This window comes from Streptomyces sp. NPDC043996, assembly GCF_056435225.1.
The window spans coordinates 301,299-317,472 of record NZ_JBWKEY010000001.1 but is presented as its reverse complement, the minus strand read 5'-3'; the positions used below and the strand labels follow the sequence as shown (position 1 = coordinate 317,472).

Sequence of the window (16,174 nt, the reverse complement as noted above, 5' to 3'; positions counted from 1 at the left end):
CAGAGCGCCCCTATTTCATTCGTTCACTCATAGCTTGCCGTTTGCTGGTCGATGGTTCGAAGGTTCGCAGGGCGAAGCTTCGAAAGGTCGTCGGTGGTCAGAAGAGCTTCGGGTCGTCGAAGGCGCCGGAGGCGATCAGATACACGTAGAAGTCGGCGAGTGCCACGCTCACCAGTGAGGCCCAGGCGAGCTGCATATGACGGCCATTCAGAGCGCCTACCCACTGCCAAAGGCGGTAGCGCACCGGATGCTTGGAGAAGTGCTTGAGCTTTCCGCCGACGATGTGCCGACAGGAGTGGCAGGACAGTGTGTACGCCCAGATCAGCGCGATGTTCACCAGGAACACCAGGGTGCCGAGCCCCATGTGACCCCAGGCGTAATGCTCGTCGCGGAAGGAGAGCACGGTGTCGTACGTGAGGATTCCGGCCACGGGGACGGCCGCGTAGAAGAAGTACCGGTGGATGTTCTGCAGGATCAGCGGGAAACGCGTCTCACCCGTGTACGACGCGTGCGGTTCGGCGACCGCGCAGGCGGGCGGTGACGCCCAGAATCCGCGGTAGTAGGCCTTGCGGTAGTAATAGCAGGTGAGGCGGAAGCCGAGCGGGAAGATGAGGATGAGCAGCGCGGGCGAGAGGCCCCACCAGCTGCCGAAAAGATCCCAGTTGGGGCCGTTGCGCATCGGCTCGCAATTGTCGGCGAGACACGGCGAGTAGAACGGCGAGACGTACGGCGCCTGGTAGTAGTCGGCGTTCGCGAACGCCCGCCACGTCGAGTACGCGATGAAGGCGAGCAGTCCGGCGGCGGTCGCGGCGGGCTGCAGCCACCAGCGGTCCGTCCGCAGATGGGCAGCGGCGATCGCGGCGCGCGTGCCGTGCCGTACGCCGCCGGGGGCCGTGCCCTTGTTCAGATGGGGTTCGGTGCCAGTGGCCAACGAGGCTCCACTCCTTCGTCGACGGATGGGTTGCGACGGGTGGGGCGGGGCGCGCGGTCCGCGGGGCCGCGCGCCGGGCGGGGTGCGGGGTGCGTTAGGGCGCGCGGCGGTCGCGGGCGCCCAGGCCCTCGTCGTCCGTGTCCGTCCACAGGGATCGGTCGTACGGTGTGTCCGGTACGGGCACCATGACGGGCCGCGCCGGTGGGGGCGGGGGCGTCTTCTGGGTGGACGGGGCGGCCGCCTCGCGCAGCAGCGCGACGCTCTCGCGCAGGTGGTCGGTGTCCATGCGGACCCGGCGGAAGTCGACGCCCGCCAGTTCTGTTCCGGCCCGCTGCTCGACCAGGCCCACGGTGCGGACCAGGTCGTCCACGCAGCGCTGAATGGCCGTCAGATCGTCCTGCAGTGCCATGACTTGCCCTCACTTCGGGGTGCGGGTGGCAACACGCGTGTGACGCTCATGCGCCTGCGAGTGTTGCGCGTCACATCGCTGCTTGGGAAGGGATCTGCAGGGAATCGCTGTGGGGTGGCGCATGTCCGCCGGGGGCGCTCCGCGCCCGGTTCGCGCCCCTGCCTGTGGCCCCGGGGTGGCCTGCCCCCCCCTCCAACCGCATTGGCGCTCCGCGCCTCGTCCTCAAACGCCGGACGGGCTGAATCTCCGCGCTTCGCGCTTGTCCTCAAGCGCCGGACGGGCTGGATTTCCGCGCTTCGCGCTTGTCCTCAAGCGCCGGACAGGCTGAATTCCTGCGGCCGGGCTGGAACACCTGCATCGGCCCGAACGCGCGCACTCGGACTGAAAGCCCTGCACCGGACTGAACCCCGCACTCGGACTTGAAAATCCTGTGCCGGGCTGCCTGCCCCCCCGCACCCGAACGATCCAGCCCAGCCCGGCACCATCGAGCCCGTCCGGCGATTGAGGACAAGCGCGCAAGCGCGGGTATTTCAGCCCGTCCGGCGTTTGAGGACGAGCGCGAAGCGCGATGGAGGGGCGGGTGGGCGGGGGAGAGAGGGCCCGCCCGGTGGTTGGGCCGCCTGGGTGGGTTCTGGGGGGCCGCCCGCCGTGTCGCCCCCCGCCACGGGACCCCGTCGCGTTCAGTGGAGGCGATACATGTGATCAACTCCATATTTCCCCCGCAATACCGCCAATCGTGCACCCCACGCCACGGCACCCCGTCACCAGACCCGGCCCCGGAGGTACCCGTCATGCCCCACGACCGCGCCAGGCCGCGACCGGTCCGCCGGACGGCCACGGTCCGCTCCGCCGTGTTCCTCGTCGCCGGAGTCCTCGCGCTGCCCGCCCTCGCGGGCTGCGGCGCGGACGAGGAGACGAGCACCCCCGCGGCCGGGCAGGACATCGCCCCCGCGGCCCGGGACCGGGTGGCCGACGGGGGCACCCTGAAGTGGGCGGTCGACGCGCTGCCGGAGACGTTCAACACCTTCCAGTCGGACGCGGACGCCGCCACGTCCCGGGTCACGAGCGCCGTACTGCCCTCCCTGCACCGGCTCGACGCCCGCGGCAGGGTCACGGCCGACCCCGACTTCCTCGAGTCCGCGAAGGTCGTCGAGCGCGAGCCCAAGCAGGTCGTGCTCTACAAGCTCAACCAGCAGGCGGTGTGGAGCGACGGCCGCGAGATCGGCGCCGATGACTTCGCCGCCCAGTGGCGGGCCCTGTCCGGCAAGGACAGCGCGTACTGGACCGCCCGCAACGCGGGCTACGAGCGCATCGAGAAGATCGAGCGCGGCGCCAACAACCTGGAGGTGCGCGTCACCTTCGCCCAGCCCTATGCCGACTGGCGCTCGCTGTTCTCGCCGCTGTACCCCAAGCAGGTCATGGGCACCCCCGACTCCTTCAACGACGGCGCGCGCACCCGCCTGAAGGTGACCGCGGGCCCCTTCGCCCTGAAGGACGTCGACCGCGGCAAGGGCGAGGTCACGCTCCAGCGCAACCCGCGCTGGTGGGGCAGCCCCGCCAAGCTGGACCGGCTCGTGCTGCGCTCGGTGCCGCGCGACCGCCGCACCGCCGCCCTCGCCGAAGGCAAGGTCGACCTCGCCGAAGTCGACGCCGACGAGGCGTCCCGCATCGCCCTCGCCCACCGCGACCAGGGCGCCCCGGGCCCCCTCGCGCACGGCCCCGGCGCCCGGCTCACGCCCGCCGACGCCCTGCGCTCCTGGGCCCTCGCCCACGGCTCCGACGACGAGGCCGCCGCGGCCGAGCAGGAGGCGCGCGAGAAGACCGGCGAGGCCGCCCAGCGGTACGCCGACGAGCAGAAGGACCTGCGCGGCTACGTGGTCCGCAAGTCCCTCGAACCCGCCTACACCCAGCTCGCCCTCAACGGCTCCGAGGGCCCGCTGGCCGACGACCGCGTCCGCCGCGCCGTCGCCCGCGCCCTCGACCGCGACGCGCTCGCGGAAACGGTTCTCAAGCCGCTGGGCCTGCCCGCCCACTCGGTCGGCAGCCACCTCGCGCTCGCCGGTCAGGACACGTACGCGGACAACAGCGGAGCCCTCGGCGACCAGGACACCGCCGAGGCACGGGCGCTGCTCGCCGACGCGGGCTGGACGCCGGGCGGCCCGCTCAAGGAGAAGTACAAAGAGAAGGAGAAGGAGAAGGAGAAGGGGCGGGCCGGGGAGAAGAAGGACGGCGTCGCCGGTGGCGAGGCGGACACCGACGACGGCGGCGACGACGGCACGTACATCGTCGGCGACGACGACCAGAAGCCCAGCGGCGACGACGACCAGAGGCCGGGCGACGACGACCAGAAGCCCGGCGAAGCCGGTGTCTCCATCCTGGCCCCCGCCCCCGCGGCCGCCTTCCAGCAGGCCGCCCTGACGCGGCAGGCCGACGCCCTCACCGCGCCCCGCGAGGCCGACAAGGAGAAGCGGAAGGACCCGGGCGGCCCGGCCAGGAAGCACACGGAGAAGCACGCGAAGAAACACACGAAGAAACACACGAAGAAGCACGCCCAGGGCGGCGCGCCCGGCGCCTACGCCCCCAAGGGCACCGCCGCCCCCGCGCCCGCGTCAGGACCCCTCGCCAAGGACGGCAAGCCCCTCACGCTCCGCTTCGTCCTGCCCTCCGGCGACGGCTCGCAGGCGCTGCGCGGCGTCGCCGACCGGATCTCGCGGATGCTGGAGCGCATCGGCGTGCGCACGGAGATCGCGAAGGTCGCCGACGAGAGCTACTTCAAGGACCACATCGCCTCCGGCCAGTACGACCTCGCCCTGTACTCCTGGCCCGGCTCCGCCTTCCCCGCCACCGACGCCCGCCCGATCTACGCCAAGCCCGTGCCCGCCGCCGACGGCTCCCTGAACGTGGAGCAGAACTACACCCGCGTCGGCACCGACCACATCGACCAGCTCTTCGACCAGGCCCTGGCCGAGCTCGACGAGGGCGAGATGCGCTCCCTGGTGAAGAAGGCGGACGCCCGCATCTGGGCGGCGGCCGGATCCATCCCCCTCTACCAGCGCCCCCAGCTGGTGGCGGCCCGCCCGAACCTGGCCAACGCGGGCGCCTTCGGCTTCCAGACTCCGCTGTACGAGAACATCGGCTTCCTCAAGCCGGGAGCCAAGCCAGGTCCAAGCCCGTCCGGCGACTGAGGAGAGGACGAGCCCGAAGGGCGACAGACGGCGCCCCGAGGCATGGCGGAACCCCGCCCTCCGAGGGGTGCCGGAGGTCCCGCCATGCCGCCCACGGCGAGGCCACGTAGGATGGGGTAAGGCCGTGGCGTGTGTCTGCCCGGCAGGGCCCGCGTACGCATAGGAAATGTACGCGCAGCCTTCCACTCTTCCCGGGAGAAGCGCACCTCGCATGCCCACGCGCCACGACATTCGTAACGTCGCCATCGTCGCCCACGTCGACCACGGCAAGACGACCATCGTCGACGCCATGCTCAAGCAGGCCGGCGCCTTCGCCGCGCACGCCGCTGAGTCCCTCGACGACCGCATGATGGACAGCAACGACCTGGAGCGTGAGAAGGGCATCACGATCCTGGCCAAGAACACCGCGGTCAAGTACCACCCGAAGGACGGTGGCGACCCGATCACGATCAACATCATCGACACCCCCGGCCACGCCGACTTCGGTGGCGAGGTCGAGCGCGGTCTGTCGATGGTGGACGCGGTCGTCCTTCTGGTCGACGCCTCCGAGGGCCCGCTGCCGCAGACGCGCTTCGTGCTGCGCAAGGCCCTGATGCAGCGCCTGCCCGTCATCCTGTGCATCAACAAGACGGACCGCCCCGACTCGCGGATCGACGAGGTCGTCAACGAGACGTACGACCTCTTCCTCGACCTGGACGCCGATGAGGACCAGATCGAGTTCCCGATCGTCTACGCCTGCGGCCGTGACGGCGTGGCCTCGCTGACCAAGCCCGAGGACGGCACGGTTCCGGCGGACAGCACCAACCTGGAGCCGTTCTTCTCGACGCTCCTCGAGCACGTCCCGGCCCCCGAGTACGACGAGTCGGCCCCGCTCCAGGCCCACGTCACCAACCTGGACGCCGACAACTTCCTCGGCCGCATCGCGCTGCTCCGCGTCGAGCAGGGCGAGCTGCGCAAGGGCCAGACCGTCGCCTGGATCAAGCGCGACGGCTCGATCTCCAACGTCCGCATCACCGAGCTGATGATGACCGAGGCCCTGACCCGCAAGCCCGCGGAGGTCGCGGGCCCCGGCGACATCTGCGCCGTCGCGGGCATCCCGGACATCATGATCGGCGAGACCCTGGCCGACCCCGAGAACCCGATCGCGCTGCCGCTGATCACGGTCGACGAGCCCGCGATCTCCATGACGATCGGTACGAACACCTCGCCGCTGGTCGGCCGCGGTGGCACCGGCAAGGGCGCGGACGCCAAGGCGGCCGTCAAGGACCGCAAGGTCACCGCCCGCCAGGTCAAGGACCGCCTGGACCGCGAGCTGATCGGTAACGTCAGCCTCCGTGTCCTGGAGACGGGACGCCCGGACGCCTGGGAGGTGCAGGGCCGCGGTGAGCTGGCGCTCGCCATCCTGGTCGAGCAGATGCGCCGCGAGGGCTTCGAGCTGACCATCGGCAAGCCCCAGGTGGTCACCCAGGAGATCGACGGCAAGACCCACGAGCCGGTCGAGCGCATGACCATCGACGTGCCCGAGGAGCACATGGGCGCCGTCACGCAGCTCATGGGCGTCCGCAAGGGCCGGATGGACAACATGTCCAACCACGGCTCCGGCTGGGTGCGCATGGAGTTCGTCGTCCCGTCCCGCGGCCTCATCGGCTTCCGTACGGAGTTCCTGACGAACACGCGCGGTACGGGCATCGCGCACTCCATCCACGAGGGCCACGAGCCGTGGTTCGGCACCCTGCAGACCCGTAACAACGGTTCGCTGGTCGCCGACCGCTCGGGCGCGGTCACGCCGTTCGCGATGATCAACCTCCAGGAGCGCGGTGTGCTGTTCACCGAGCCCGGCACCGAGGTGTACGAGGGCATGATCGTCGGTGAGAACTCGCGCTCCGACGACATGGACGTGAACATCACCAAGGAGAAGAAGCTCACCAACATGCGTGCGGCTTCCGCGGACAACACCGAGAACGTGGTGCCCCCGCGCAAGCTCTCCCTGGAGCAGTCCCTGGAGTTCTGCCGCGACGACGAGTGCGTCGAGGTCACCCCGGAGGCCGTGCGCATCCGCAAGGTCGTCCTGGACCAGAAGGAGCGCAGCCGCGCGGCGTCGCGCGCCAAGCACGGCTAGTCGCCCGCGCGGCGCGGTCTGACCGCGCCGCGGGACCGCTGTCGAGGCCGGTTCCCGTCACACCCTCCGGTGTGGCCGGGAACCGGCCTTCGGCGTATCCGGGGAGCGGTAGCGTTGCCGACGTCACGGAGCACCTCCGCCAAGGCCCCTTCGGGCCCTCTCGGCAACCGGTTTTCGCCCACGATCTGTCCGCAATGCGGACTCTGTTGACCGTTAGATGGGTAACACGTCCGTTTCGCAACCATCTATCTGGGATCGGTTTGTCCGGATTTTGGAAGTTGTACTGGCCAGGTGTGATTGAACCGAGACCAAAAGGGTGTGGTCGGGCCGTACCTCATGGCTAATAGTTGACCGCGTATAGCTCGGGTCAATGGGTCACGCGCTGTGGGGAGCGCCGACTCACGAGCACACTGGGGTACTCGATCTCCGCCGGCAGGGGTGTCGGCGCGGTTTCACGTACCCCCTCTTGTAGCGAACAAGTGGACTCATGAGGAGGAACCCCATGCGTGGTGCCAGGAGCGCCAAGTGGGTTGGGGGCGCGGTTGTCATCGCCCTTGCCGCGACGGCCTGTGGTGGTGGCGACAGCGGTAGTGACGACAAGAACCGGGCGATCGACAAGAACGGCACCTTCGTCTACGCGAGTGGCGAGCCGCAGAACCCGCTTCAGCCGGCGAACACCAAGGAGGCGTACGGAAGCGACGTCATCCACACGCTGTTCACCGGTCTCGTCGACTACACGCCGGGCACCGGCAAGCTGGTCAACATGAACGCCGAGTCGGTGACGCCGTCCAAGGACAACAAGACCTGGACGGTCAAGCTCAAGCCGGGGTGGAAGTTCCACAACGGCGAGGCGGTCACGGCGAAGTCGTACGTCGACGCGTGGAACTGGGCGGCGCACACGCCGAACAACCAGACCAACAGCTCTTGGTTCGCGGACATCGCCGGTTACGCCGACGTCCACCCCGAGAAGGGCAAGCCGAAGACCGACAAGATGTCGGGTCTGAAGGTCAAGAGCGACAACGAGTTCACGATCACGCTGAACTCGGGCGTTCCGTACTACGCGTACAAGCTGGGCTACGAGGTCTTCTCCCCGCTGCCCTCGGGCTTCTTCAAGGACCCGAAGGGCTACGGCGAGAAGCCGGTCGGCAACGGCCCCTACAAGTTCGCCAGCTGGGACCACAAGAAGTCCATCAAGGTCACCCGCTACGACAGCTACCAGGGCCCGAACAAGGCCAAGAACGGTGGCGTCACCTTCAAGAACTACGCCTCTTCCGAGGGCGCGTACAAGGACCTGGTGTCGAACAACGTCGACTCCATGAACCAGGTCCCCGAGGGCGAGCTGGCCAACTACCAGGAAGACCTGGGTGATCGCGCGATCAACCAGGACTACTCGATGATCCAGACGATCGCGTTCGCCCGCTACACCAAGCAGTGGAAGAACATCGACGTCAAGGTCCTGCAGGGCCTGTCGATGGCGATCGACCGCGACACCATCATCAAGACGGTCCTCAACAACACCCGTGAGGCCGCCACCGGCTGGGTCGCCAAGGACATCATCGGCTACCAGGGCGGCGCCTGCGGCGAGTACTGCAAGTACGACCCCAAGAAGGCGAAGGACCTGATCAAGGCCGGTGGCGGTGTCCCGGACAACAAGGTCTCGATCCAGTACAACGCCGACCAGCCGCACAAGGGCTGGGTCACCGCCGTCTGCAACAGCATCAAGCAGGCGACCGGCGTGACCTGCGTCGGCGACCCGAAGACCGACTTCCAGGCCGACACGCAGACGCGTGACGCCAAGAAGGTCAAGTCGATGTACCGCTCCGGCTGGGTCCTCGACTACCCGTTCAACGGCAACTTCCTGCGCGACCTCTACGGCACCGGCGTCGGCGGCAACCAGAGCGGCTTCTCGAACAAGGACTTCGACAAGCTGACGGCGAAGGCCGACAAGGCCCAGACCACCGAGCAGTCCGCGGAGCTCTACAACGAGGCCGAGAAGAGCCTCCAGAACAGCTTCCCCTCCATCCCGCTCTGGTACGGCAAGCTCCAGACCGGCGCCTCCACCAATGTCACCGGCTTGAAGTTCGACCAGCAAGCAGCGCCGATCTTCACTGAAGTCCAGGTGTACAAGAAGTAGTTCGCGAGGGCTCAGCCCGTGGTGCCGACCGGTGATCCCGGTCGGCGCCACGGGCGGCTTCGCACAGGACGGAGGCTTCCATGGGGCGCTACGTCGCGCGGCGACTGCTCCAGATGATCCCGGTCTTCATTGGGACCACTCTTCTCATTTTCCTGATGGTCAATGTGCTTCCCGGCGACCCGGTACGGGCGCTGTGGGGGGACAAGCCGCCGGACCCGGCGCAGATGGAGGCCATCCGCCACCAGCGTGGTCTCGACCTGCCACTCTGGGAGCAGTATCTGCACTACATGAAGAACCTGGCCGTCGGTGACCTGGGCACCAACATCGGTGGCCGGCCCGTGGGCGACATCCTCAGCCAGGCGTTCCCCGTGACCGTGCGCCTCGCTCTGCTGGCCTTCGGCATCGAAATGGTCCTCGGCATCGCCCTCGGCATGCTCGCGGGCGTGCGCCGCGGCCGCATCGTGGACAACCTGATCCTGGTCTTCACGCTGCTCGTCATCTCGGTGCCGGTGTTCGTGCTCGGCTACATCGTCCAGACGGTGTTCGGACTCCAGCTCAAATGGACCGAGCCAACGGTCCAGGACGCCACGGACATCACGCAGTTGATCCTTCCGGCGGTCGTCCTCGGCTCGCTCTCGCTGGCGTACGTCGCCCGCCTGACGCGCACGAGCATCGCGGAGAACCTGCGCGCCGACTACATCCGCACCGCCGTCGCCAAGGGCCTGCCCAAGAGCCGGATCATGACGCGGCACCTGCTGCGCAACTCGCTGATCCCGGTCGTGACCTTCCTCGGCACCGACATCGGCACCCTGATGGGCGGCGCGGTCGTCACCGAAGGCATCTTCAACGTGCCGGGCGTCGGCAATACCCTGTTCGACGGGCTCGCCCGCCGTGAGGGCCAGGTCATCGTCGGCACGGTGACCATCCTGGTGCTCGTCTACCTGGCCGCGAGCCTGATCGTCGACCTGCTCTACGCGGTCCTGGACCCGAGGATCCGTTATGCCTGACGTCACCAAGACCACGCAGCCGGACGCGGCCTCCGACGTCGCGGCCACGGCGGTCGCCGAGAGCGCGGCGGGCCCGGCGCCCGGCAAGCCCCGCTCGCTTGCCGCGGACGCCTGGCGGGACCTGCGCCGCAACCCGTTCTTCGTGATATCCGCGCTGCTCATCGTGCTGCTCGTGACGATCGCGTTCTTCCCGGGCCTGTTCACGAGCGCCGACCCGACCAAGGGCGATCTGCGCAACCACTTCCTGGAGAAGCCGAGCTACACCCACTTCTTCCAGCCCGAGTGGTTCGGCTACGACGGCCAGGGCCGCTCCATCTACGCCCGCGTGCTGTACGGAGCCCGCAACTCGATCACCGTCGGCATCTGCGTCACCGTCGCCGTCACCATCATCGGCTCGATCCTCGGCATGCTCGCCGGTTACTTCGGCGGCGTCTGGGACGCGCTCATCTCGCGCCTGACGGACGTGTTCTTCGGCGTTCCGTTCCTGCTCGGCACCATGGTCGTCATGAACGCGGTCACCGACCGCACGGTGTGGACCGTGGTCGGGGCCCTCGCGGTGCTCGGCTGGACCCAGATCACCCGCGTCATGCGCGGTTCCGTGATCACCACCAAGCACTCCGACTACGTGGTCGCGGCCAAGGCGCTCGGCGCCAGCACCTGGCGGATCCTGATCCGGCACATCCTGCCGAACGCGGCCGCTCCCGTGATCGTCGTCGCGACCATCGCGCTCGGCGGCTACATCACGGCCGAGGCGACCCTGTCCTTCCTCGGCATGGGCCTGTCGGACGACGCGATCTCCTGGGGCAGCGACATCTCGGACGCCGCCAAGCAGCTGCGCAACGACCCGCACATCCTGTTCTTCCCGGCCGGCATGCTGAGCCTGACCGTCCTGGCCTTCATCATGCTGGGCGACGCCGTGCGCGACGCCCTCGACCCCAAGCTGCGCTGAGGGAGGCGTACGTGACCACCATCGAGAAACAGGCGGACGTGCCCGCCCCGCGCAGCGGCGAGCAGGCACCCCTCCTCGAAGTCCGCGATCTGCACGTGGAGTTCCACACGCGTGAGGGCGTGGCCAAGGCCGTCAACGGCGTCAACTACACCGTGGAGCCCGGCGAGACGCTCGCCGTGCTCGGCGAGTCCGGCTCCGGCAAGTCCGTGACCGCGCAGGCGATCATGGGCATCCTCGACATGCCGCCCGGCCGGATCCCGAAGGGCGAGATCCTCTTCCGCGGCCAGGACATGCTCAAGATGTCCAACGAGGAGCGCAGGAAGGTCCGCGGCCGCAAGATCGCGATGATCTTCCAGGACGCGCTGAGCTCCCTGAACCCGGTGCTCAGCGTGGGCTACCAGCTGGGCGAGATGTTCCGGGTGCACCAGGGCCTCAGCCGCAAGGAGGCGAAGGCCAAGTCCATCGAGCTGATGGACAAGGTCAAGATCCCGGCCGCCAAGGAGCGGGTGAACGACTACCCGCACCAGTTCTCCGGCGGCATGCGCCAGCGCATCATGATCGCGATGGCGCTCGCCCTGGAGCCGGACCTGATCATCGCCGACGAGCCCACCACGGCCCTCGACGTGACGGTCCAGGCGCAGGTCATGGATCTGCTCGCGGAGCTGCAGCGCGAGTACAACATGGGCCTGATCCTCATCACCCACGACCTCGGCGTGGTCGCGGACGTGGCGGACAAGATCGCCGTCATGTACGCGGGCCGGATCGTGGAGACGGCGCCCGTGCACGAGCTGTACAAGCGCCCCGCGCACCCGTACACGCGAGGTCTGCTCGACTCGATCCCGCGCCTGGACCAGAAGGGCCAGGAGCTGTACGCGATCAAGGGGCTGCCGCCCAACCTCCTGAAGATCCCCACGGGGTGCGCGTTCAACCCGCGCTGCCCCAAGGCGCAGGACATCTGCCGCACCGAGATCCCGGCGCTGGCCCCCGTGGCCGAGCGGGACGGCGCGGATCTCGTGGGCCGCGGCAGCGCCTGCCACTTCTGGGAGGAGACGATCCATGGCTGAGCTCAAGAAGGGCGACGGGCCCGAGGACGCCGTGGACGCCACGCCGAACGTCTCCGAGGTCGAGACGGTGGACGCGGCCACGACGGAGGAGGCGGTGGCGGCCATCGAGGCGCCCGCCGAGCGTGGCGAGCCGATCCTCCAGGTCCGCAACCTCGTCAAGCACTTCCCGCTCACGCAGGGCATCCTCATCAAGCGCCAGATCGGCGCGGTGAAGGCGGTCGACGGCATCTCCTTCGACCTCTACCAGGGGGAGACGCTCGGCATCGTGGGCGAGTCGGGCTGTGGCAAGTCCACGGTCGCCAAGCTCCTGATGACCCTGGAGCGCGCCACCGCGGGCGAGGTCTTCTACAAGGGCCAGGACATCACCAAGCTGTCCGGGCGCGCCCTGAAGGCGGTCCGCCGCAACATCCAGATGGTGTTCCAGGACCCCTACACCTCGCTCAACCCGCGCATGACCGTCGGCGACATCATCGGGGAGCCCTTCGAGATCCACCCCGAGGTGGCCCCGAAGGGTTCGCGCCGCCAGAAGGTCCAGGAACTCCTGGACGTGGTGGGCCTCAACCCCGAGTACATCAACCGCTACCCGCACCAGTTCTCGGGCGGTCAGCGCCAGCGCATCGGCATCGCCCGCGGCCTCGCGCTCAACCCCGAGATCATCATCTGCGACGAGCCGGTCTCGGCCCTGGACGTGTCCGTCCAGGCCCAGGTCATCAACCTGATGGAGAAGCTCCAGGACGAGTTCAACCTGTCCTACGTCTTCATCGCGCACGACCTGTCGATCGTCCGGCACATCTCGGACCGCGTGGGCGTGATGTACCTCGGCAAGATGGCGGAGATCGGCTCCGACGAGCAGATCTACGACTACCCGACGCACCCCTACACGCAGGCGCTCCTCTCGGCCGTCCCGGTCCCCGACCCGGAGGCCCGCGAGGGCCGCGAGCGCATCATCCTCACCGGCGACGTCCCGTCCCCGGCCAACCCGCCCTCGGGCTGCCGCTTCCGCACCCGCTGCTGGAAGGCGCAGGACAAGTGCGCCGAGGAGATCCCGCTGCTCGCGATCCCCGAGCGCTTCAAGGGCCAGGACACCCCGGCGGCCCACGAGTCGGCCTGCCACTTCGCCGAGGAGAAGGACGTCGTGCACGCGGCGTGATCCCCCTCGCCCCACCAACGAAGGCGCCCCCGGCCGGATTCGGCCGGGGGCGCCTTCGTGTGCGGCACCGCGTCGGGCGCAGGCCCGGACAGCGGACGTAACATCGCCGCCCTCCCGGGCGTGTACCAGGCGAAGGACAACGACCGGGCGAGGGAACGGGGGACGATGGGCAAGGACCGAGAGGGGCCGGACGCCGCGCGGCGGGTGGAGGAGTTCGACGCGTTCTACGCCGCGACGGCCAAGCGCGTCGTCGCCGCCGTCTACGCGATGACGGGCGATCTCGCGGAGGCTGAGGACGCCGTCCAAGAGGCGTACGTACGGGCGTGGCAGCGCTGGGGGCGGATCACCGGCGGGGGCGACGACCCGCTGCCCTGGGTGCGGACCGTGGCCGCCCGCCTCGCGATCAGCACCTGGCGGCGGACGCGGAACCGCATGCGCGCCCAGTTCCGCCACGGCCCGCAGGCGGACCTGCCGGACTTGTCGGCGGACCGGGTGGCGCTGGTGGCGGCGCTGCGCGAACTGCCGCTCCGGCAGCGGCAGGCGGTGGTCCTGCACCACCTCCTCGACCTGCCGGTGGAGCAGGTGGCCCGGGAGACGGGTGCGTCGAACGGCGCGGTGCGCACGCGACTGAGCAGGGCGCGCAAAGTGCTCGGCGCCCGTCTGACCGACGACGAGGGCACGGGGGCGGGCCGCCCCGCACCCCGCGCCGAGGAGGTTGCGAACCATGGCTGAGGTGAAGGTCGAGGAGCTTCTCGACGACGTGGTGGTACGGCTGCCGAGCGCGGCGGAGGTGCGCGCGCGGGGCGGGCGGCGGCGGACCCGGCGCCGGGCCGCGGGCGTGGGAGCGGCCGCGGCGGTGGCCGCGGCCGGGGTGCTGGTGTGGGCGGGCCTGCCGGGCGGCGACGGTCGGCAGGTGCGTCCGGCGGTGCGGCCGAGCGGCCCCGCGATCGTCGTCGAGGGCATGCCGCGGATCCTGCCCGCCGACGAGGTCCCCGGCGACGACCGCTGGCACTGGCGGGCCGTGGAGGAGGACACGGACGACTTGCCCCTGCCGCGGATCGCGGACGGCGGCGTGTGCCCCGACTCGTTCCGTGAGCGGAAGACCCCCGAACACGTCCAGTACTCCGCCGCGTATTACTCCGATGAAGCCGACGGCGCCGCTTCCGCGAGCCACCGCGTCGTCTCCTATGCGAACCCGGAGGTGGCCGGGCGCGAGCGCGCGGCCTACGAGGCGGAACTGACGGCCTGCGGTCTGACGTACCGGGGCGGCGAGCGGCCGCACTGGTCGGGTACCGCCGCCGGCGACGGCACCCGCCTGCGCGTCACCGTGCAGCAGAGCGGCAAGTGGCTGTCGGTGGTGGAGGTGCGGATCGAGTCCTCCTGAGGCCGGGCGGGCCCGCGGCGCCGTCCGGGTGACGCGGGCCCCCGGATGCGTACATCCGGATGGCCTCCCCCCCTCATACGGCCGGGCTAAATGTGCGGTTGGTGCGGTGTGCCGTGATATTTGCGGTATCGCGCCCGCTCAGGCGCGCTGAGTGATCGAGGAGGCACTTCATGCGTGGAGCCACGCACGCCAAGTGGGCCGCATGCGCGGTGGCCGTCGCGCTCGCGGCGACAGCCTGTGGTGGTGGGGGCGGCGGCGACAGCTCCGGGGTCGTGAGCTCCTCCTGGGGCGACCCGCAGAACCCGCTGGAGCCCGCCAACACCAACGAGGTGCAGGGCGGCAAGGTCCTCGACATGATCTTCCGGGGGCTCAAGCGGTACGACCCGAAGACCGGCGAGGCCAAGAACATGATCGCCGAGTCCATCGAGACGAAGGACTCCCAGAACTTCACCGTCAAGATCAAGGACGGGTGGAAGTTCAGCAACGGGGAGGCCGTCACCGCGAAGTCCTTCGTGGACGCCTGGAACTACGGCGCGCATCTCAAGAACAACCAGAAGAACGCGTACTTCTTCGGCTATATCGAGGGCTATGACAAGGTCCATCCGGAGAAGGGCGACGCGAGCGCGGAGACCCTGTCAGGGTTGAAAGTCGTTGATGCGAGGACGTTCTCCGTGAAGCTCACGCAGAAGTTCTCCACCTGGCCCGACACCCTCGGCTACCCCTCGTTCGCGCCGCTGCCCAAGGCGTTCTTCGACGACCACGCGGGCTGGCTGTCCAAGCCCGTCGGCAACGGCCCCTTCACGATCAAGTCGTACCAGAAGGGCTCCAAGATGGAGCTCAGGAAGTGGGACGACTACACCGGCGACGACAAGGCGCAGAACGGCGGCGTCGACCTCAACGTCTACACCGACAACAACACCGCCTACAACGCCCTCATGGCGGGCGACCTCGACCTCGTCGACGACATCCCGGCCGCGCAGCTGAAGAACGTCAAAAACGACCTCGGGGACCGGTACATCAACACCCCCGCCGGGATCATCCAGACCCTCGCCTTCCCGTTCTACGACAGCAAGTGGAACAAGCCGGGCAGCGAGAAGGTCCGCAGGGGCCTGTCCATGGCGATCAACCGGGAACAGATCACCGACACGATCTTCCAGAAGACGCGCACCCCCGCCAAGGACTGGACCTCGCCGGTGCTCGGCAAGGACGGCGGCTACAGCGACAGCGCCTGCGGCGACGCCTGCGTCTACGACCCGGCCAAGGCCAAGAAGCTCGTCGAGGAGGGCGGCGGCATCCCCGGCGGCACCCTGCGGATCTCGTACAACGGGGACACCGGCTCCCACAAGGAGTGGGTGGACGCCGTCTGCAACTCCATCAACAAGGCCCTCGGCAACAACAGGTCCTGCGTCGGCAACTCCATCGGCACCTTCGCCGACTTCCGCAGCCAGGCCTCGCAGCAGAAGCTCGACGGCGCCTGGCGCGCGGGCTGGCAGATGGACTACCCGCTGATCCAGAACTTCCTGGAGCCGAACTACTACACGGACGCCTCGTCGAACGACGGCAAGTTCTCCGACAAGGAGTTCGACAAGCTCATCAACGAGGCCAACGGCGAGACCGACAGCGCCAAGGCCGTCAGCACCTTCCAGGACGCCGAGAAGATCCTCGCCAAGGACATGCCCGCCATCCCGCTCTGGTACCAGAACGGCAGCGCCGGCTACTCGGACCAGGTCTCCGACGTCTCGCTGAACCAGTTCAGCGTGCCCGTCTACGCGGAGATCAAGGTCAACTGAGCCGAGCGGAGCGGCCGCCCGGAGTGCCTGGCCGGGCGGCCGCTTCCCCTAC

General features: G+C 68.9%; 12 protein-coding genes. 10 read left to right on the top strand and 2 right to left on the bottom strand.

What is annotated here, in order from left to right:
• Positions 1-97: 97 nt before the first annotated feature.
• Positions 98-931, bottom strand: coding sequence for a hypothetical protein (locus AC07A4_RS01465; protein ID WP_478591388.1), 834 nt, complete (start codon positions 929-931; stop codon positions 98-100).
• A gap of 94 nt (positions 932-1,025) precedes the next feature.
• Positions 1,026-1,340, bottom strand: coding sequence for a hypothetical protein (locus AC07A4_RS01460; protein WP_478591385.1), 315 nt, complete (start codon positions 1,338-1,340; stop codon positions 1,026-1,028).
• A gap of 791 nt (positions 1,341-2,131) precedes the next feature.
• On the opposite strand from AC07A4_RS01460, the gene AC07A4_RS01455 reads away from it, so the two are divergent.
• The 10 genes from AC07A4_RS01455 to AC07A4_RS01410 all read left to right on the top strand — a co-directional run bounded on the left by AC07A4_RS01455 (position 2,132) and on the right by AC07A4_RS01410 (position 16,122).
• Positions 2,132-4,525 carry an ABC transporter family substrate-binding protein gene (locus AC07A4_RS01455; RefSeq protein ID WP_478591382.1) on the top strand — a complete coding sequence of 798 codons (2,394 nt, stop codon included), beginning with the start codon at positions 2,132-2,134 and terminating at the stop codon, positions 4,523-4,525.
• 211 nt (positions 4,526-4,736) lie between these two features.
• Positions 4,737-6,644, top strand: coding sequence for a translational GTPase TypA (gene typA, locus AC07A4_RS01450; protein ID WP_478591379.1), 1,908 nt, complete (start codon positions 4,737-4,739; stop codon positions 6,642-6,644).
• Positions 6,645-7,146: 502 nt separating this feature from the next.
• Positions 7,147-8,778, top strand: coding sequence for a peptide ABC transporter substrate-binding protein (locus AC07A4_RS01445; RefSeq protein ID WP_478591376.1), 1,632 nt, complete (start codon positions 7,147-7,149; stop codon positions 8,776-8,778).
• A gap of 80 nt (positions 8,779-8,858) precedes the next feature.
• Positions 8,859-9,785 (top strand): ABC transporter permease, encoded by a 927-nt coding sequence (locus tag AC07A4_RS01440; RefSeq protein WP_478591374.1) that lies wholly within the window; start codon positions 8,859-8,861, stop codon positions 9,783-9,785.
• Positions 9,778-10,734, top strand: coding sequence for an ABC transporter permease (locus tag AC07A4_RS01435; protein WP_478591371.1), 957 nt, complete (start codon positions 9,778-9,780; stop codon positions 10,732-10,734). Before AC07A4_RS01440 ends, AC07A4_RS01435 begins: the two co-directional genes overlap by 8 nt.
• An 11-nt stretch (positions 10,735-10,745) precedes the next feature.
• The gene (locus AC07A4_RS01430; protein ID WP_478591368.1) at positions 10,746-11,798 is read left to right on the top strand and encodes an ABC transporter ATP-binding protein; all 1,053 of its coding nucleotides are present in this window, start codon (positions 10,746-10,748) and stop codon (positions 11,796-11,798) included.
• The gene (locus AC07A4_RS01425) at positions 11,791-12,948 is read left to right on the top strand and encodes an ABC transporter ATP-binding protein (RefSeq protein WP_478591366.1); all 1,158 of its coding nucleotides are present in this window, start codon (positions 11,791-11,793) and stop codon (positions 12,946-12,948) included. The genes AC07A4_RS01430 and AC07A4_RS01425 overlap by 8 nt, the downstream gene beginning before the upstream one ends.
• 165 nt (positions 12,949-13,113) lie before the next feature.
• Entirely contained in the window at positions 13,114-13,680 is a 567-nt protein-coding gene (locus AC07A4_RS01420) for a SigE family RNA polymerase sigma factor (RefSeq protein WP_478591363.1), read from the top strand.
• Entirely contained in the window at positions 13,673-14,332 is a 660-nt protein-coding gene (locus AC07A4_RS01415) for a hypothetical protein (RefSeq protein ID WP_478591360.1), read from the top strand. Before AC07A4_RS01420 ends, AC07A4_RS01415 begins: the two co-directional genes overlap by 8 nt.
• Positions 14,333-14,502: 170 nt before the next feature.
• Positions 14,503-16,122 (top strand): peptide ABC transporter substrate-binding protein, encoded by a 1,620-nt coding sequence (locus AC07A4_RS01410; protein WP_478591358.1) that lies wholly within the window; start codon positions 14,503-14,505, stop codon positions 16,120-16,122.
• The last annotated feature ends 52 nt before the right edge of the window (positions 16,123-16,174 follow it).